The 16577-nt window shown below is 64.8% G+C and carries 18 protein-coding genes; 8 read left to right on the forward strand and 10 right to left on the reverse strand.

Translation table 11 applies throughout. The annotated features are described in order from the left end of the window. Positions 1-45: 45 nt before the first annotated feature. On the reverse strand, positions 46-1443 hold the full coding sequence (gene argH / locus AC0L23_RS08950; RefSeq protein ID WP_018453243.1) for an argininosuccinate lyase: 1398 nt from the start codon (positions 1441-1443) through the stop codon (positions 46-48). 106 nt (positions 1444-1549) lie between these two features. On the opposite strand from argH, the gene tlpA reads away from it, so the two are divergent. Then, positions 1550-2239, forward strand: coding sequence for a thiol:disulfide interchange protein TlpA (gene tlpA / locus AC0L23_RS08955; RefSeq protein WP_026232493.1), 690 nt, complete (start codon positions 1550-1552; stop codon positions 2237-2239). 11 nt (positions 2240-2250) lie between these two features. Here tlpA and AC0L23_RS08960 read toward each other — a convergent pair whose 3' ends face one another. The 6 genes from AC0L23_RS08960 to AC0L23_RS08985 all read right to left on the reverse strand — a co-directional run bounded on the left by AC0L23_RS08960 (position 2251) and on the right by AC0L23_RS08985 (position 6254). After that, complete coding sequence (locus AC0L23_RS08960) at positions 2251-2445, reverse strand: hypothetical protein (protein ID WP_007615312.1); 195 nt, start codon at positions 2443-2445, stop codon at positions 2251-2253. Positions 2446-2593: 148 nt separating this feature from the next. Further along, on the reverse strand, positions 2594-3475 hold the full coding sequence (locus AC0L23_RS08965; protein ID WP_085361189.1) for a 3-hydroxybutyryl-CoA dehydrogenase: 882 nt from the start codon (positions 3473-3475) through the stop codon (positions 2594-2596). 192 nt (positions 3476-3667) lie between these two features. Beyond that, positions 3668-4612, reverse strand: coding sequence for an electron transfer flavoprotein subunit alpha/FixB family protein (locus AC0L23_RS08970; protein WP_473356816.1), 945 nt, complete (start codon positions 4610-4612; stop codon positions 3668-3670). Continuing rightward, positions 4612-5361, reverse strand: coding sequence for an electron transfer flavoprotein subunit beta/FixA family protein (locus tag AC0L23_RS08975; protein ID WP_085350746.1), 750 nt, complete (start codon positions 5359-5361; stop codon positions 4612-4614). The genes AC0L23_RS08970 and AC0L23_RS08975 overlap by 1 nt, the downstream gene beginning before the upstream one ends. Positions 5362-5485: 124 nt before the next feature. After that, entirely contained in the window at positions 5486-6058 is a 573-nt protein-coding gene (locus tag AC0L23_RS08980; protein ID WP_085350747.1) for a cob(I)yrinic acid a,c-diamide adenosyltransferase, read from the reverse strand. Position 6059: 1 nt separating this feature from the next. Beyond that, positions 6060-6254 carry a twin transmembrane helix small protein gene (locus tag AC0L23_RS08985; RefSeq protein ID WP_018453237.1) on the reverse strand — a complete coding sequence of 65 codons (195 nt, stop codon included), beginning with the start codon at positions 6252-6254 and terminating at the stop codon, positions 6060-6062. A gap of 204 nt (positions 6255-6458) precedes the next feature. Here AC0L23_RS08985 and AC0L23_RS08990 point away from each other — a divergent pair, with 204 nt between their 5' ends. After that, a complete protein-coding gene (locus AC0L23_RS08990; RefSeq protein WP_026232492.1) occupies positions 6459-7352 on the forward strand; it encodes a YihY/virulence factor BrkB family protein in 894 nt (297 codons plus the stop codon). On the opposite strand, the gene AC0L23_RS08995 is transcribed toward AC0L23_RS08990, so the two are convergent. Together AC0L23_RS08995 and gluQRS are read right to left on the reverse strand one after the other, a co-directional pair. Next, positions 7279-8580, reverse strand: coding sequence for an ATP-binding protein (locus AC0L23_RS08995; RefSeq protein ID WP_085361088.1), 1302 nt, complete (start codon positions 8578-8580; stop codon positions 7279-7281). The genes AC0L23_RS08990 and AC0L23_RS08995 overlap by 74 nt on opposite strands. Positions 8581-8684: 104 nt before the next feature. After that, on the reverse strand, positions 8685-9557 hold the full coding sequence (gene gluQRS / locus AC0L23_RS09000; RefSeq protein WP_085361180.1) for a tRNA glutamyl-Q(34) synthetase GluQRS: 873 nt from the start codon (positions 9555-9557) through the stop codon (positions 8685-8687). Positions 9558-9780: 223 nt separating this feature from the next. Here gluQRS and AC0L23_RS09005 point away from each other — a divergent pair, with 223 nt between their 5' ends. Further along, positions 9781-10434 carry a DNA-3-methyladenine glycosylase family protein gene (locus AC0L23_RS09005; protein ID WP_085361089.1) on the forward strand — a complete coding sequence of 218 codons (654 nt, stop codon included), beginning with the start codon at positions 9781-9783 and terminating at the stop codon, positions 10432-10434. A 98-nt stretch (positions 10435-10532) separates the two neighbouring features. Here AC0L23_RS09005 and AC0L23_RS09010 read toward each other — a convergent pair whose 3' ends face one another. Beyond that, positions 10533-11420, reverse strand: coding sequence for a LysR family transcriptional regulator (locus AC0L23_RS09010; RefSeq protein WP_018453232.1), 888 nt, complete (start codon positions 11418-11420; stop codon positions 10533-10535). 177 nt (positions 11421-11597) lie between these two features. Here AC0L23_RS09010 and AC0L23_RS09015 point away from each other — a divergent pair, with 177 nt between their 5' ends. From AC0L23_RS09015 to AC0L23_RS09035, 5 genes are all read left to right on the forward strand, one after another. Further along, on the forward strand, positions 11598-12572 hold the full coding sequence (locus AC0L23_RS09015) for an NAD(P)H-dependent flavin oxidoreductase (RefSeq protein WP_018453231.1): 975 nt from the start codon (positions 11598-11600) through the stop codon (positions 12570-12572). 33 nt (positions 12573-12605) lie between these two features. Further along, positions 12606-13790 carry an ABC transporter substrate-binding protein gene (locus AC0L23_RS09020; RefSeq protein WP_085350752.1) on the forward strand — a complete coding sequence of 395 codons (1185 nt, stop codon included), beginning with the start codon at positions 12606-12608 and terminating at the stop codon, positions 13788-13790. 22 nt (positions 13791-13812) lie between these two features. Continuing rightward, on the forward strand, positions 13813-15321 hold the full coding sequence (locus tag AC0L23_RS09025; RefSeq protein WP_085350753.1) for an acyl-CoA synthetase: 1509 nt from the start codon (positions 13813-13815) through the stop codon (positions 15319-15321). Between the two features lie 179 nt (positions 15322-15500). Then, positions 15501-15821, forward strand: coding sequence for a hypothetical protein (locus AC0L23_RS09030; RefSeq protein ID WP_026232489.1), 321 nt, complete (start codon positions 15501-15503; stop codon positions 15819-15821). A gap of 12 nt (positions 15822-15833) precedes the next feature. Next, positions 15834-16463 carry a general stress protein gene (locus tag AC0L23_RS09035; RefSeq protein ID WP_018453227.1) on the forward strand — a complete coding sequence of 210 codons (630 nt, stop codon included), beginning with the start codon at positions 15834-15836 and terminating at the stop codon, positions 16461-16463. Positions 16464-16577 lie beyond the last annotated feature (114 nt).

The raw sequence follows: 16577 nt of genomic DNA on the forward strand, positions 1-16577 counted from the left end.
TGGCGAGACCCGGATGACCATGAAACATAAGCGAAATTTTGCCCCTCAGCCCAATTTTCGCTCTTTTTCCAGCCGCTTCAGCCAGGCCTTGGCCTGCGATGCCACGTTCTTCGGCGCGGTACCGCCGAAACTGGTCCGGCTCTTCACCGACGATTCGACCGAGAGCACGCCAAGCACGTCTTTCGTGATCTTCGCTTCGATTGCCTGCATCTCCCTCAGCGGCAGCTCGTGCAGCGCCACGCCGCCCTCGGCGGCTTTCGCGACGATGCGGCCGGTGACGTGATGGGCCTCGCGGAACGGCATCTTCAGCGTCCGCACCAGCCAGTCGGCAAGATCGGTCGCGGTGGCGTAGCCCTCGCCTGCAGCAAGCTTCATCTTCGCTTCATCAGGCACGAGATCTCGGACCATGCCGGTCATGGCGCGGATCGCGAGCGACAGCGCGGCGAAGCCTTCCATGGCGCCCTGCTTGTCCTCTTGCATGTCCTTTTGATAGGCGAGCGGCAGGCCCTTCATGACGATCAGCAGCCCATTGAGCGCGCCGATGACGCGGCCGGTCTTGGCGCGCACCAGCTCGGCGGCGTCAGGATTGCGCTTCTGCGGCATGATCGAGGATCCCGTGGTGAACTTGTCGCTGAGGCGGATCATGCCGACCAGCGGCGAGGTCCAGATCACGATCTCCTCGGCAAAGCGCGACATGTGCACGGCGCAGATCGAGGCCGCCGACAGCGTCTCCAGCACGAAGTCGCGATCGGAGACCGCATCGAGCGAGTTCGCCATCGGACGGTCAAAACCGAGCGCCTTCGCCGTGGCGTGACGGTCGATCGGGAACGAGGTACCGGCGAGCGCTGCAGCTCCGAGCGGGGACTCATTCAGCCGCTTGCGCGCGTCCTGGAAACGGCCGCGATCGCGCGCGGCCATCTCGACATAGGCGAGCAGATGGTGGCCGAAGGTCACCGGCTGCGCGGTCTGCAGATGCGTGAAGCCCGGCATGACCGTTCCGGCGTGCTCCAGCGCGCGCTCGACCAGCGCCTGCTGGAACGCGGCGAGCGAGGCGTCGGTCTCATCGAGGACATCGCGGACATAGAGACGGAAATCGGTCGCGACCTGGTCGTTACGCGAGCGCGCGGTGTGCAAGCGGCCGGCGGCAGGGCCGATCAGCTCGGACAGGCGGCTCTCGACATTCATGTGAATGTCCTCGAGCGCGCGCTTGAATTCAAAGGCGCCCTTGCCGATCTCTGACAAAATCGTGTCTAGACCCTTGCCGATATTTTTCGCATCAGAGTCCGTGATGATGCCCTGCGCGGCCAGCATCGCGGCGTGGGCCTTGGACGCGGCAATGTCCTGGGCAAAGAGGTGACGATCGACGTCGATGGAGACGTTGATCTCTTCCATGATCTCGTCGGGACGTTCCGAGAACCGGCCGCCCCACATCTTGTTGCTCATGATCCCCTGCTCACGCCTTGCCTGTGGCCGCCGCACGTTTGCTGACGGCTGCCAGCCGTATTAAGAGGCCTCTGATAGCCATATCTGCGACCGGATGACAAACGATATGCTCGACCCCAACGACAGGCTCGACCAAAGGACAGCACGGTCGGCCACGCGCCGTATCCCCGTGGTCATCGCCACCGTGGTGGTCGGGGGCCTGGCTGGCTTTGCCGCGCTGTACGGGCTGGGCCTGGGCCGGGCCCCCTCCGGCGATCCCGCCTGCCGGGCCGCGGTGAACACCGCACAGAAGATCGCGCCGCTTGCCCATGGCGAGGTGGCGGCGCTGACCATGGCGACCGCACCGCTAAAGCTGCCGGACCTGGCCTTCGAGGACGCCGACGGCAGGCCGAAGAAGCTGTCGGATTTCCGCGGCAAGACGCTGCTGGTGAACCTCTGGGCCACCTGGTGCGTGCCCTGCCGCAAGGAAATGCCGGCGTTGGACGAGCTCCAGGGCAAACTTTCGGGCCCGAATTTCGAGGTGGTGGCGATCAATATCGACACCCGCGACCCCGAGAAGCCCAAGACGTTTCTGAAAGAGGCCAATCTCATCAGGCTCGGCTATTTCAGCGATCAGAAAGCCAAGGTTTTTCAGGATCTTAAGGCGATAGGCCGGGCCTTGGGCATGCCCACCTCGGTGCTGGTCGATCCTCAAGGCTGCGAGATCGCGACGATCGCGGGGCCGGCGGAATGGGCGAGCGAGGATGCGCTCAAGCTGATCCGGGCTGCGACGGGCAAAGCCGCAGCGTCGTTCTAATTGATGATGTTTTAGGCGGTGACGTTGAGGTTGCTGCCGACGCCAGCGCCGACATTGGCAAGCGAGGGCTGTCCGGCGCCGAGCAGCGTCAGGACGGTGGATTTCTCCGCATCCGCGTTCTGCTTCATCAGCGTCGCCGAGATATTCGACTGCAGCGCGCCTTGCTGAGAGGCCAGCATGCTGCTGACCATCGCCATCATGTCCATTACGCAAACCCTCGTACCGGCGGTAACCTAGAGGCGGGCGGTTAACGGGACATGAATTGTCGCGAGTCGCCGTAAGGTAGGCTTTCTCCGTGTCCCGGCTCTGCTGCGTATCGCTAACGCGCTGCGCAATGTCCCGGCACGAAACCCCTTATCTCGTCGGAATCGGCTTGGCGCCGCGGTAGTCGTAAAAACCGCGCTGGGTCTTGCGACCGAGCCAGCCCGCCTCGACGTATTTCACCAGCAGCGGGCACGGGCGGTACTTGGAGTCGGCGAGGCCCTCATGCAGCACCTGCATGATCGACAGGCAGGTATCGAGGCCGATGAAATCAGCGAGCTCCAGCGGGCCCATCGGATGGTGCGCGCCGAGCTTCATCGCCGCGTCGATCGCCTCGACGTTGCCCACGCCTTCGTACAGCGTGTAAATCGCCTCGTTGATCATCGGCAGCAGGATGCGGTTGACGATGAAGGCCGGGAAATCCTCGGAGACCGCGACCTGTTTGCCGAGCTTGCCTACGAATTCCTTTGACGCCTCGAAGGTCTGGTCGTCGGTGGCGATGCCGCGGATCAACTCCACCAGTTCCATCAACGGCACCGGATTCATAAAGTGAATGCCGATGAAGCGTTCGGGCCGGTCAGTGGCGGCGGCCAGCCGCGTGATCGAGATCGAGGAAGTATCGGAAGCGACGATCGCCTCGGGCTTCAACACAGCGCAGAGATCGTGAAAAATCTTGCGCTTGACCTCTTCCTTCTCGACGGCGGTCTCGATCACGAGATCGCAGTCCGCGAGATCGTCCAGCCTCTCGCCGGCTACGATACGCGCCATCGCCTTGGCTTTGTCGTCCTCGCTGACGGCCTTCTTGGAGACCTGGCGCGTCAAATTGCCGTTGATCGTGGCCATGCCTGACTTGAGGCGGTCGGTCGAAATATCGTTGAGCACCACGTCGAAGCCGGCCAACGCAGCGACATGCGCGATGCCATTGCCCATCTGCCCCGCGCCGATCACGCCGACCTTCTTGATTACTGCCGCCATAATGTCATCCACCGGAACGGCGCGCTATCAACCGCGCCTGCCTATCCCCCTGAGCCGGGAGGTCTGATTTAATCAGAACCCGGCCTCGAAACCTAGATTGGATCGCTTCGAAGGCGTGTCCCGCGCCAAAGAAAACGCCTCAAAAAGCAACACCGGCCGGAGTTTATAGCTCCGGCCGGTGTTTAGCGCGTTTTACTTGCCGAGCTTGCCGAGTTCGGCCGTCAGCTCCGGAACCGCTTGGTAGAGGTCGGCGACCAGGCCGTAATCAGCGACCTGGAAGATCGGCGCGTCCTCGTCCTTGTTGATCGCGACGATCACTTTGGAGTCCTTCATGCCGGCCAGATGCTGGATCGCGCCGGAAATGCCGACCGCGACATAGAGCTCGGGGGCCACGACCTTGCCGGTCTGGCCGACCTGCCAGTCGTTCGGCGCATAGCCCGCATCCACCGCCGCACGCGAAGCGCCGACACCGGCGCCAAGTTTATCGGCGAGCGGCTCGATGTACTTTGCGAAGTTCTCGCGGCTCTGCATGGCGCGGCCACCGGAGACGATGATCTTGGCCGAGGTCAGCTCGGGACGGTCACTCTTCGCGACCTCCTCGCCGACAAAGGACGACAGGCCCGGATCGGCCGCCGCCGCGACGCTCTCGACCGACGCGCTGCCGCCTTCACCCGCTGCGGCGAAGGTGGAGGTGCGCACCGTGATGACCTTCTTGGCGTCCTTCGACTTCACCGTCTGGATGGCGTTGCCGGCGTAGATCGGGCGCTCATAGGTGTCGGGGGCGATCACCTTGGTGATCTCCGAGACCTGCATGACGTCGAGCAGGGCCGCGACGCGCGGCATCACGTTCTTGAAGCGCGAGGTCGCGGGCGCGACGATGGCGTCATAGGACGGCGCCAGCGAGACGATCAGCGCGGCCAGTGGCTCGGCCAGATCGTGCGCGTAAAGCGCGCCGTCGGCGAGTAGCACCTTCTTCACACCGGCGAGCTTTGCGGCGGCGTCCGCCGCGGCCTTGGCGTTCTCGCCGGCCACCAGAACCTCGACGTCCGCGCCGCGCGCGGCCGCCGCGGTCAGGGCCTTGTTGGTCGCATCCTTGAGCGACGCATTGTCGTGTTCGGCAATCAGAAGCGTCGTCATCAGAGCACCCCGGCTTCGTTCTTGAGTTTCGACACCAGCTCGGCGACGTCCTTGACCTTGACGCCCGCCTTGCGGCCCGCCGGCTCGGTCGTCTTGAGAACCTCGAGGCGCGCGGTGAGATCGATGCCATAATCGGCGGCAGTCTTGTCCGCAATCGGCTTCTTTTTGGCCTTCATGATGTTCGGCAGCGAGGCGTAGCGCGGCTCGTTGAGACGGAGATCGGTGGTGACGATCGCCGGTCCCTTCAGCTTCACGGTCTGCAAGCCGCCGTCGACTTCGCGGGTGACCTTGAAGTCGCTGCCTTCGACCTCGAGCTTCGAGGCGAAGGTCGCCTGCGACCAGCCGAGCAGCGCGGCCAGCATCTGGCCGGTCTGATTGCTGTCGTCGTCGATCGCCTGCTTGCCGAGAATGATGAGGCCCGGCTGCTCTTCGTCCGCAATCTTCTTCAGGATCTTGGCGACCGCGAGCGGCTCGACCGCACCCTCGGCCTTCACCAGGATGCCGCGATCGGCGCCCATGGCGAGACCGGTGCGGATCGTTTCCGACGCCTGCGCCGGTCCGATCGAGACCACCACGACTTCGGTCGCCTTGCCGGCTTCCTTCAGGCGCAGCGCTTCTTCGACCGCAATTTCGTCGAACGGGTTCATCGACATTTTGACGTTGGCGAGTTCAACACCCGATCCATCGCTCTTGACGCGGACCTTGACGTTGTAATCGACCACCCGCTTTACCGGCACCAAGACCTTCATCGATCCTCTTTCACTCAATCTGGGAGGGGTTTATCAACTGGCGCGGAACCTAAAGGCCTGATCCGGCCCGGTCAACGCGCGAAGGGGTCTAATTTTGGCGCCCAGAAATGCGCGGCCCAATGGGTCAGCGATTCTGGCCCGGAACCCAGAGCACGTCGCCGGCGCCGTCATCGTTGGCCGCGCGGCTGGCCACGAACAGGAAGTCCGACAGGCGGTTCATATACTGGATGCCAGCGGCACCAACAGGTTCGTCCGGCCGGGCCGCCAGTTCCACCATCACGCGTTCCGCTCTGCGGCAAATCGTACGGGCGACATGGAGGTAGGCCGCGGCTGGCGTGCCGCCCGGCAGCACGAAGGAGGTCAGGGGTGCCAGCTTGTCGTTGAGCGCGTCGATGTCGCGCTCGAGCCGCTCGACCTGGCTTGCCACCACCCGCAGCCGCTCCGCCTTGCCCTCACGTTCGGGCACCGCGAGGTCCGCGCCGAGGTCGAACAGATCGTTCTGGATGCGGCCAAGCATCGCGTCGAGCTCGGGCGCATCCCCGGTGTGAAGCCGGACCACGCCGATCGCAGCATTGGTCTCGTCGACCGTCCCATAGGCCTCGATGCGCAGATCGTATTTCGGCCGGCGCTCGCCCGAGCCGAGCGCTGTCGTGCCGTCGTCACCGGTTTTCGTATAGATGCGGTTGAGCACGACCATGTTAACGCCCCATCGCCCACACGGCGGCCATCGCGATGACGATCGCCACGAACTGAAGCAGCACGCGCCAGCGCATCAGCTTCTGCGAGGTGTTGGGCGAGCCGCCGCGCATCATGTTGATGAGACCGAGCAGCAGCACCAACGCCACGGCGCCGACCGCAATCGGCAGGATGAAAGTACTCAGGAGAGATGCCATTCGAGGGTAAATAACACCCTCCGCGCCGGTCCGCCATGGCGTTCCCGATCTGGCTTTTAAGCCAATAATATCAGAAGCTAGCTGGATGAATCTGGATTTGCGCCAATTGCCTATCCTCTTGACCTATCCCCGCCTGCGGGGAGAGGTCGGAATGCGTTTCCCGCGCGCGGGAAGCGGAAGCAGCAACAGCAGTGCAGGTGGTGCGTGAAGGCAATCCGCACCATCTACCTTGTCGTAATGGACGCGTTCTACACGTTCCTCGCCGATGACGGCTGGGCGATCGCGAGCCACATCGCGCTGTCGACGCTGATGGCGCTATTCCCGTTCCTGATCGTCCTGACATCGCTCGCCGGCTTCTTCGGCTCCAAGGAACTCGCCGATCAGGCTGCGAGCCTCATGCTCCAGGTCTGGCCCAAGCAGGTCGCGGATTCGATCTCGGGGGAAGTCCACGACGTGCTGACCACGACCCGCACCGGCCTATTCACCATCGGCGCGGTGCTGTCGGTCTACTTCGCCTCCAACGGCGTCGAGGCGCTGCGGGTCGCACTGAACCGCGCCTATGCGGTCGTGGAGATGCGGCCCTGGTACTGGCTACGGCTGGAATCGATCGCCTACACGCTGATTGCGGCCTTCACCGCGCTCGCCATGGCATTCCTGATCGTGCTCGGGCCGCTGCTCATCGAGGCCGCGCGTGCGCACATCCCGCTGTTCGTTGAATCCAACGAGAGGATCCTCACCTGGCTGCGCTACGGCATCACCGTTGGCGCGTTGGTGGTGGCGCTGATGATCCTGCATACCTGGCTGCCGGCGGGACGGCGCCGGTTCCTCCAGATCCTGCCCGGCATCGTCTTCACCATCGTGGCGTCGCTGATCTCGGGCATCGTGTTCGGGCAATATCTGGCGCGCTTCGCCAATAATTACGTGACGATGTATGCGGGGCTCGCCTCGGTGATCATCGCGCTGGTGTTCCTGTATTTCATCGCCGCGATCTTCGTTTACGGCGGCGAGCTCAACGCCGCGATCATCAAGTCGCGGCTTCCTCACGGCGTGTCGCTGCAAGCAGCGCAGTCGCTAGCGCCCGCGGAGACACAGGCTTGACCAGAAAGGCGTCGGCGCCGGCCTCGCGTGAGGCGACTTCATCTTCGCCCCGACCTGACACCCCGATGATGGGGATCTGAGCCAGCGGCGTCGCCATGGTGCGGATCCGCCTGATCGCCTCGACGCCATTGATGCCCGGCAGCACCATATCCATCAGCACCGCGTCGAAGGCGCCCTGCGCGAGCCGGTTCACCGCGTCCTCGCCGCGCCCGATGAACTCGGCATGATGACCGAGTTCGGTCAGGATGGTGTTGAGCACAACGCGGCCGAACGGATTGTCCTCGACGCTGAGCAAGCGCAGCGCCGGAACCGCATCCATCTCGGCTTCGCCCTTCGACTTGCGGGACTTGCCCGATCCCGTGGCACACACCGACACCGTCAATGTGAAGGTGGCGCCACCGCCGGGCCGAGGCGCGACCGTGATGTCGCCGCCCATCGCGCGCGCCAGTTGCTTCACCGACGACAGGCCCAGTCCGGCGCCGCCGAAGCGCGAGGCAATGGTGACATTGGCTTGGGTAAACGGTCGGAACAGCCGTTTGATCTCGGCCATGGTGAGGCCGATGCCGCTGTCGGACACCGCGAAGGCGACACCGACGCTGCCTTTGCCCTTTGCTTTGCCTTTGCTCTTGGTCTTGTCCTTGCTCTTGACGGAACGCCAAGGCGCGACCGTGAGCGCCACGCCGCCGTGCTCGGTGAATTTCACGGCATTGTCGATCAGGTTCTCGAGCGCGGCGCGCAGGCGGACGGGATCACCGACCACCAGCCCCGGCAGCTTCTCCGAGATATCGACCTCGGCCTGGAGACCCTTGGCCGCGGCGCGACCGGCCAGCGAATCGCCGGCGTTGCGGGCGAGGGTCCGCAGGTCGAACAAATCCTGCCGCAGCGAGCTTCCACCTCCGATGCCCTTGCCGGTCCCCTTGCCGGTTCTGGCGGCATCGACGAACAGGGTGGCAAGGTTCGCCAGATGCTCGGCACCGGCCTTGATCGTGTCGGCCCAGCGTCTTTCCCGTTCGCCGAGATCCGAAGTCGCGAGCAAGTCGCTGATCGCGAGAATGCCGGTCAGGGGGGTGCGGACCTCATGGGCAAAGGCGGCAAGCGCGGCCTGGACGACGTCCGGCTCGACCCGCTTGGTGCTGCGCTTGCGCAACCGGGCGGTCGGCCCGGAGCGCTTCCGAGCCACTCGCTTGGACGTCCGCGTAGTGCGCGCTGCGCGCGTTTTCGCCGCCATAACTCCCCTTCGAAGTATCCCCTTCGAACCCCGCGCTGTCAGCCGAGCATGGCACGGCGGAACACCCGGAGTCACGGCGCCGTTTGGCTAACCCCCAGAGAAACTTAACCTAATCCCACCAACCGGCGGATACCGGCCGGCGTGGCGCCGCCGGCGCGCAGTTCACGAAGGCCGGTCGAGCTGGTTGATTTCGACAGCTTCCGGCCGCGCTCGTCGCGAAGTAGCCCATGGTGGCGGTAGACGGGTTCGGGCAGGTGGAGCAGAACCTGAAGCAGACGGTGGACCGAAGTGGCGTGGAACAGGTCCTGGCCCCGCACGATCTCGCTGATGTCCTGGAGCGCATCGTCGACAACAACGGACAGATGGTAGCTCGTCGGCGTCTTCTTGCGGGCCACAATGACGTCGCCCCAGGCTTCTGGCCGCGCCGGGACGACGCCACGCTCACCATCCGGCCCCTCGCCCAGTTCGTTCCAGCTCAGGCCCACAGCGCGGCGGCAGGCGGCTGCCATGTCGAGCCGAAGCGCGTAAGGCGCACCGGTGTCGATGAGGCGGTCGCGCTCGTCCGCGGACAGCGATCTGGCGGCGCCGGGATAGAGCGGCACGCCGTCGGGATCGCGCGGCCACGGCCCATCCGCTTCACGCGCCTTAACCAGCCTTGCGATCTCGGCGCGGCTTTCGAAGGCTGGATAGACCAGGCCGAGCGCCGAGAGCCTGTCCAGCGCCGTCCGATACGCATCGAGATGCTCCGACTGCCGCCGCACCGGCGTCTCCCAGGCGATGCCGAGCCAGGCGAGGTCTTCGTAGATCGCTGTCTCATATTCCGGCCGGCAACGCGTCGCGTCGATGTCCTCGATCCGCAGCAACAGCCGCCCACCGGTCTCGCGCGCGCGGTCGGAATTGAGCAGCGCGGAATAAGCGTGGCCGAGATGCAGGTAGCCATTCGGGCTGGGGGCAAATCGGAAAACGGGTGGCGACATGCTTCGGAACTCATCATGGCCGGGCATAGCCGTCTAGACGGATGGCGTCGCTTCCGCTCGCCTGTGTCCCGGCCATCCACGTTCTTCGGAGCGGCGCACCGATCGTGTCAAGGTCCCCGAGAATGCGATGATCACCAGCCGTGCTAACAATGATGCACGTTGGAAAGACGTGGATGGCCGGGCGGAAGCCCGGCCATGACGCCGGAGAGAGTTGACGATTGCCATGACCATCCACCTCGAAACCCAATCCGATCTCGAAGAGGCCGTCCACGCGCTGGTCAAGCGCGATCCGCGCCTGAAGCCAGTGCTGGCGACTGCCGGCATGCCGGCGTTGCGGCGGCGCGAGCCGGGTTTTGCGGGGCTTGCCCACATCGTCTGCGGGCAACAGCTCTCGACTGCGAGCGCCGCGGCGATCTGGGGACGGTTGTCCGCCGCGTTCGATCCGTTCGACCACGAGGCTGTCCGCCGCGCCCGCACCGACCGGCTGGGGCGGCTCGGCCTGTCCGCCGCCAAGATCAAGACGCTGAAACATCTCGCGCGCGAGATCACCGCAGAACGGCTGAACCTCGACGTGCTCGCGGAAGAAGACGCTGATGCCGCGCATCACACGTTGATCGCACTGCCCGGCATCGGACCCTGGACCGCGGACGTCTATCTGCTGTTCTGCCTCGGCCATGGCGACGCCTGGCCGGCCGGCGACCTCGCCGTGCAGGAAGGCATCCGCATCGGGCTCGGCTTGCAGGCGCGGCCAACGGAGAAGCAGATGGCGCCGCTCGCCGAACCCTGGCGCCCCCTGCGCGGAGCGGCGGCACATCTGTGGTGGAGCTATTATCGCGCGGTGAAAAAACGCGAAGGCGTCATCGCGGGATCAACCTAGAGCTAGTTCCGTTCCGATGGAATCGGAACGGGGCTCTAGTGTTTTGTTTTGACGCGTTTTCTTGACGCGAACCGGTGTCCACTTCGCTCGAACACGCTCTAGCCCCGCAGCCCGACGCGATCGGTCCGGGCGCAATCGGCGACGAAGTCGATGACGGCCCGCACCGCCGGCAGTTCGACGAGGTCGGGATGGGCGAGCAGCCACAGGTCCGCCACGCTGGCGAGCTTCTGCGGCGCGACACGCACAAGATCGGGATAGCTTTCCGCGACAAAGCACGACAGGGCGGAGATTCCGAGTCCGGCGCGGACCGCCGCCAGCATGTCGCCCTGGGACGAGCAGCGCATCACCACCCAGGCCTGACGCGTGACGACGTCGCTCCAGCGCGCAAGCTGGAGATTGGAGGTCTGATCGGCGAAACCGATGACGCTGTGCCCCTTCCACTCGCCGCGCCGTTCCGGCAAGGACCGCCCGCCGGCGTAGCCGCGCGAGGCGTAGAATCCCGTGCCGAGACGGCCGATCTTGCGGCCGACCAGATTTTCCTCGCCGCTGTCGAAGGGCCGCAACACCACGTCCGCCTCGCGCCGGCGCACGCTCGCCGGAAACGGATGGGTGATGATCTCGAGCTGGACGTGATCGTGCGCGCGCAGGAACGCAGGCAGGCGCGGCATCAGCCAATGCGAGGCCAGCGTTGCGCCGATCGATAGCTTGACGGTCCCGCGCGCCTTATGCCCTCCGGCCGAGACTGCCGTCTCCGCCCGCAGCGCGGCCGCCGCCATTACCTCGGCGTGCTCGCGCAGCGTCCGTCCATCCGCCGTCAGCGCAAGGCCGTCGGCGGCACGCGCCACCAGCCTGGTGCCGAGCTGGGCTTCCAGCGCCGCAATCTTGCGGCTGACGGTGGGATGGCTGCTGTGCAGCCGGCGCGCCGCGCCGGTGAAGCTGCCGGTATCGGCGACCGCGAGGAAGGTCTTGCAAAGGTCCCAGTCCATGAGCGGCCTCTGTTCAAATCTGAATAGTCGTCCGTTCAATATTGAACGATAAGAGGCCCCACTCCAACCCCTATAATGACGTCAAATGAAACATGGGCGGCAACTCGCCCGCGACAATCAAAGAAGGAAACGCCTCGTCATCCGCCTGCCGGCGGGCTGCGTTTCCGGGAGGACATCATGGCGCTGCCCGCTCTCTTGAAGGATTCGCTCGAGCTGCCCGTGGTCGGCTCGCCGCTCTTCCTCGTCTCCGGCCCTGAGCTGGTGATCGCCCAGTGCAAGGCCGGCGTGGTCGGCTCGTTTCCGGCACTCAATGCCCGTCCGGTGGAAAAGCTCGACGAATGGCTGAGCCGCATCGAGGACGAACTCGGCGAATACAAGTCGCGCAATCCCGGCAAGAAGGTCGCACCCTACGCCGTCAACCAGATCTGCCACGCCTCCAACGACCGGCTGATGAAGGACATGGAGACCTGTGTGAAGCACAGGGCGCCCATCATCATCACCTCGCTGCGACCGCCCGCCGAGCTCGTCGAGGCCGCACACTCGTACGGCGGCCTCGTGTTCCACGACGTCATCAACGTCAAGCACGCGCGCAAGGCCGCCGAGCAGGGCGTCGACGGTCTGATCCTGGTCTGCGCCGGCGCTGGAGGACATGCAGGAACGCTCTCGCCTTTCGCACTGGTACGCGAGGTCAAACAATGGTTCGACGGTGCGATCCTGCTGTCGGGCGCAATCAGCGACGGCTTCGCGATCGCCTCCGCGCTGACGCTGGGCGCCGACCTCGCCTATATGGGCACGCGCTTCATCGCGACGAAGGAAGCCAACGCTGACGAAGCCTACAAGTCGGCGCTGACGCAGCACACCGCGCATGACATCGTCTACACCAACCTCTTCACCGGCGTGCACGGCAACTATCTCGGGCCTTCGATCGCCGCGGCCGGGCTCGATCCGGACAATCTGCCGGCGGCCGACAAGACGAAGATGAATTTCGGCTCCGGCGGCAACATGAAGTCCAAGGCGTGGCGCGACATCTGGGGCTCGGGCCAGGGTATCGGCCAGATCGCCGACGCGCCGCCGGTCGCCGAGCTCGTCGACCGGATGAAACGGGAATTCGACCAGGCCCGACAGGATTTCCTGATGCGCGTCAGCGCCTGACGTCTCGGACCGACAATAAAACGGGAGGACACCATGAAGCTGGCAGCCGCACTGATCGGGATGTCGTTGCTGATGCTGGCCGGCGGCAGCGCCCATGCCGAAGGCAGCGACGAGATCCGCATCGGGCAGACCCTGCCCTACAGCGGCCCGGCCTCCGGCTTCGGCGCGATCGGACGGACGCAGGAAGCGTTCTTCGAGAAGGTCAATGCCGAAGGCGGCATCAACGGCCGCAAGGTCAAGTTCATCACGCTGGACGACGCCTATTCGCCGCCGAAGACCGTCGAGCAGACCCGCAAGCTGGTGGAGCAAGAAGAGGTGCTGATGATGTTCGGCTCGCTCGGCACCGCCACCAACAGCGCCGTGCAGCGCTATCTCAACGCCAAGAAAGTGCCGCAGCTGTTCGTGCTCTCCGGCGCCACCAAATGGGCCGATCCGCAGAAGAACCCGTGGACCATGCCGGGCATGGCGGCCTACGAATCCGAGGGCGTGGTCTATGCCAAATACATTTTGCAGGCCAAGCCCGACGCCAGGATCGCGATCCTCTCGCAGAACGACGATTTCGGCCGCGACTATGTCGCCGGCTTCAAGCGAGCGCTCGGGCCTAAGGCCGCAAGCATGATCATCGCGGAAGCGAGCTACGAGACCAGCGCGCCGACGATCAGCTCGCAACTCTCGACCTTGAAGGCCTCGGGCGCCAACGTGCTGTTCGGCGTCGTGCTCGGCAAGTTCACCTCGCAAATGGTCAAGGGCGTGGCCGAGATCGGCTGGAAGCCGGAGCTGTTCTTCGTGCCGACCTCGGCGTCGTCGATCTCTTTCCTGGAACCGGCAGGGCTCGACAACGCGGTCGGCCTGATCTCGTCGAGCAATCAGAAGGACACGATGGACCCGCAATGGGTCGACGATCCCGGCGTGAAGGAATACTTCGCCTTCATGAAGCGCTACATGCCGGCCGCGGACCTCTCCAACTCCAACTACGCCGCGGGCTATCACTATGCCACGCTGCTGATGACGGTGCTGAAGGGGTGCAAGGATGATATCAGCCGCGACAACATCATGCGCCAGGCGGCCTCGTTGAAGGATGTGAAGCTGCCGCTGCTGCTGCCGGGAATGGCGGTTACGACCGGCCCCGACGACTATCTGCCGTTCCAGCAGCTTCAGCTCCGGCGCTTCAATGGCAAGAGCTGGGTCGGCTTCGGCGACGTGCTGGATGATCGCTAGACGAGCGGGATGAGGAGACGCCATGATCATCAGCGGCGAACGCCAGATCAGCTATGACGACATCCGGGCTCGGATCAGGCGGGCGATGAGCGGCTTCCGCGCCCTGGGGCTTGCCGAGGCCGCGCCGGTCGCGATGATGCTGCGCAACGATTTCGCTCTGTTCGAGGTGGTTGCGGCCTCGGCCGCGCTGGGCAGTCCGGTGGTGCCGATCAACTGGCATTTGAAGGCCGAGGAGGTCCGTTACATCCTGGCCGACAGCGGGGCGAAGATCCTGGTCTGCCACGCGGATTTGCTGCCGCAGATCCGTGACGGCGTACCGGCGGATGTCCTTCTCCTGGTCGTCGCGACGCCGCCCGAACTCGCAGCGACCTTTTCGATCCCTGGGGAACTGACCGAGATCCCGGTGGGACTGACCGATTGGGACCGCTGGCGCGACGACCATCCGCAAGCGCAGGAGCCGCCGCGGCGGGCCGCAGCGATGATTTATACATCCGGCACCACGGGCATGCCGAAGGGCGTGCGGCGCATGCCGATGCAGCCCGAACAGGCGGCCGCCTCCGAACGCGTGGGCGGGATCGCCTATGGCATCAAGCCGCGGGAAGACCAAATCGTGCTGATCAACGGCCCGATGTATCACTCGGCGCCGCATTCCTACGGCATGCTGGCGTTCCGCAGCGCTTGCACCATCATCCTCCAGGCGCGGTTCGATGCCGAGGAGCTGCTGGCGCTGATCGAGCGCCACCGCGTCACGCACATTCACATGGTACCGACCATGTTCGTCCGGCTGCTGCGGTTGCCCGAAGCGGTCAGGCAGCGCTACGACCTGTCGTCGCTGCGTTTCGTCGTGCACGGCGCCGCCCCCTGCCCGCCGGACGTCAAGCGCGCCATGATCGACTGGTGGGGACCGGTCATCAACGAATATTTCGGCTCCACCGAGACCGGGATCCCGGTGTGGCACTCGGCCGAGGAAGCACTGAAGAAGCCTGGCACGGTCGGCCGCCCCATCGAAGGCGGCATCGTCAGGATCTTCCGCGATGACGGCAGCCCGTGCGGTGCAAACGAAGTCGGCGAAATCTACATGCGCCAGACGTCAGTGCCCGATTTCGACTATCACGGCAGGTCGCAGGCAAGGGCCGAAGCCGGCCGTGACGGCCTGGTCAGCGTCGGCGACGTCGGTTACCTCGACGCGGACGGCTATCTGTTCCTGTGCGATCGCAAGCGCGACATGGTGATCTCCGGCGGCGTCAACATCTATCCCGCCGAGATCGAGAACGTGCTGATCGGAATGCCCGGCGTGCGCGACTGTGCCGTGTTCGGCATCCCCGACGCGGAATTCGGCGAACGGCTGTGCGCCTTTGTCGAGCCTGAATCGGATGCCGAGCTCTCGGCCGACGCCGTCCGATCGTTCCTGCGCGGGCGGCTTGCCAATTTCAAGGTGCCAAAGGACGTCGAATTCCGTGACGCGCTGCCGCGCGAGGCCACGGGAAAGATTTTCAAGCGCAAGCTGCGGGAGCCCTATTGGACGATGTGAGGACAGGCAACGCCGTCCGAGAGTGCCGGACCGCATAAACGGGAACGAGTGGCAATCGTTCCTGCGCCTCTCCAATATTCGGCAGATTGAAGACGCGCGCTTCCGTCGCAAATGGAAGAGCAACCAATTCGAATCTCGCCTGTTGTCGACCGGCACAATCAACAGCCGGAGAATAAAAAATGTCTCGTCTCACCATGCTCGCCGCAGCTCTGCTGCTGCTCGGATCAGCGCCTGTCAGTGCACAGTCACAGCCTGCGCAGAGCGGGCCGGGCAACAACGCCGTCAACAGCTCTGATCACAACAACTCCAACGCACCGGTCGCGGGCCGCAACAGCTTCACCGAGGGCCAGGCGAAGTCGAAGATCGAGGGCGCGGGTTATTCCAATGTTTCCGGACTGCAAAAGGACGACAACGGCGTCTGGCGCGGCAAGGCCGACAAGGCCGGGACCAAGGCGGACGTGAGCGTCGATTTCCAGGGCAACGTGAACCCCGCCAAGTAAGGAGGATGAAACATGACGACCACTATTTCTCGACTCTATGACACCTATTCGGATGCGGAACGTGCGGTCAGGCGTCTGGAGGCCGCGGGCGTGCCGCACTCCGACATCAGCATCGTCGCGAACAATTCCGATAACTGGTACGGCTCCTCCACCGGCAAGGTTGACCGTGATCGCGACGGCGTCGACGATCGCGCCGAAGGTGCCGGCACGGGTGCCGGCATCGGCGCAGGCCTCGGAAGCGCGGCCGGCCTGCTTGCCGGACTCGGCCTGCTGGCCATTCCGGGACTCGGACCGGTGGTTGCCGCCGGATGGCTGGCTTCGACCGCAGTTGGTGCCGCGGCCGGCGCGGCGACGGGCGGCATCGTTGGCGCGCTGACCGAAGCCGGCGTCTCCAAGGATGATGCGTCGCGCTACGCGGAGGGCGTCCGTCGCGGCGGAACGCTGGTATCGGCGCGGGTACCCGACCAGGACAGCACACGTCTCGATGCCCTTCTGCACGAGAAGGCCGTGAACCTGCAGGAACGGAGCGCCGCCTGGCAAAAATCCGGCTGGAACGGCTTCGATGCCGCAAGCCCGCCGTTGTCACCCGACGATGTCGGCCGTGAGCGTGAGCTGTACGGCGCCGGCACGCGGGTGAGGTAGGGATGTTCCGCTCGCCGCCACGCCAGCGGCTGTGAATCCCAAGAGCGCGAGGGAGGCTCCACCAAGGTGGAGCCTCTTTCGCGTGCCCCTCCTCGAACACCACGAGGGTGCCGC

It is taken from the genome of Bradyrhizobium sp. MI1.4 (assembly GCF_055811315.1).

Excerpts from the sequence above, each read along its gene's own strand:
- AC0L23_RS09035 (WP_018453227.1), top strand. The coding sequence starts at position 15,834 with ATGACGACCACTATTTCTCGACTCTATGACACCTATTCGGATGCGGAA.
- gluQRS (WP_085361180.1), bottom strand. The coding sequence starts at position 9,557 with ATGTCGCCACCCGTTTTCCGATTTGCCCCCAGCCCGAATGGCTACCTG.
- AC0L23_RS08985 (WP_018453237.1), bottom strand. The coding sequence starts at position 6,254 with ATGGCATCTCTCCTGAGTACTTTCATCCTGCCGATTGCGGTCGGCGCC.
- AC0L23_RS09015 (WP_018453231.1), top strand. The coding sequence starts at position 11,598 with ATGGCGCTGCCCGCTCTCTTGAAGGATTCGCTCGAGCTGCCCGTGGTC.
- AC0L23_RS09020 (WP_085350752.1), top strand. The coding sequence starts at position 12,606 with ATGAAGCTGGCAGCCGCACTGATCGGGATGTCGTTGCTGATGCTGGCC.
- AC0L23_RS09025 (WP_085350753.1), top strand. The coding sequence starts at position 13,813 with ATGATCATCAGCGGCGAACGCCAGATCAGCTATGACGACATCCGGGCT.
- AC0L23_RS08970 (WP_473356816.1), bottom strand. The coding sequence starts at position 4,612 with ATGACGACGCTTCTGATTGCCGAACACGACAATGCGTCGCTCAAGGAT.
- AC0L23_RS09005 (WP_085361089.1), top strand. The coding sequence starts at position 9,781 with ATGACCATCCACCTCGAAACCCAATCCGATCTCGAAGAGGCCGTCCAC.
- AC0L23_RS09030 (WP_026232489.1), top strand. The coding sequence starts at position 15,501 with ATGTCTCGTCTCACCATGCTCGCCGCAGCTCTGCTGCTGCTCGGATCA.
- tlpA (WP_026232493.1), top strand. The coding sequence starts at position 1,550 with ATGCTCGACCCCAACGACAGGCTCGACCAAAGGACAGCACGGTCGGCC.
- argH (WP_018453243.1), bottom strand. The coding sequence starts at position 1,443 with ATGAGCAACAAGATGTGGGGCGGCCGGTTCTCGGAACGTCCCGACGAG.
- AC0L23_RS09010 (WP_018453232.1), bottom strand. The coding sequence starts at position 11,420 with ATGGACTGGGACCTTTGCAAGACCTTCCTCGCGGTCGCCGATACCGGC.
- AC0L23_RS08960 (WP_007615312.1), bottom strand. The coding sequence starts at position 2,445 with ATGGACATGATGGCGATGGTCAGCAGCATGCTGGCCTCTCAGCAAGGC.
- AC0L23_RS08975 (WP_085350746.1), bottom strand. The coding sequence starts at position 5,361 with ATGAAGGTCTTGGTGCCGGTAAAGCGGGTGGTCGATTACAACGTCAAG.
- AC0L23_RS08980 (WP_085350747.1), bottom strand. The coding sequence starts at position 6,058 with ATGGTCGTGCTCAACCGCATCTATACGAAAACCGGTGACGACGGCACG.
- AC0L23_RS08995 (WP_085361088.1), bottom strand. The coding sequence starts at position 8,580 with ATGGCGGCGAAAACGCGCGCAGCGCGCACTACGCGGACGTCCAAGCGA.
- AC0L23_RS08965 (WP_085361189.1), bottom strand. The coding sequence starts at position 3,475 with ATGGCGGCAGTAATCAAGAAGGTCGGCGTGATCGGCGCGGGGCAGATG.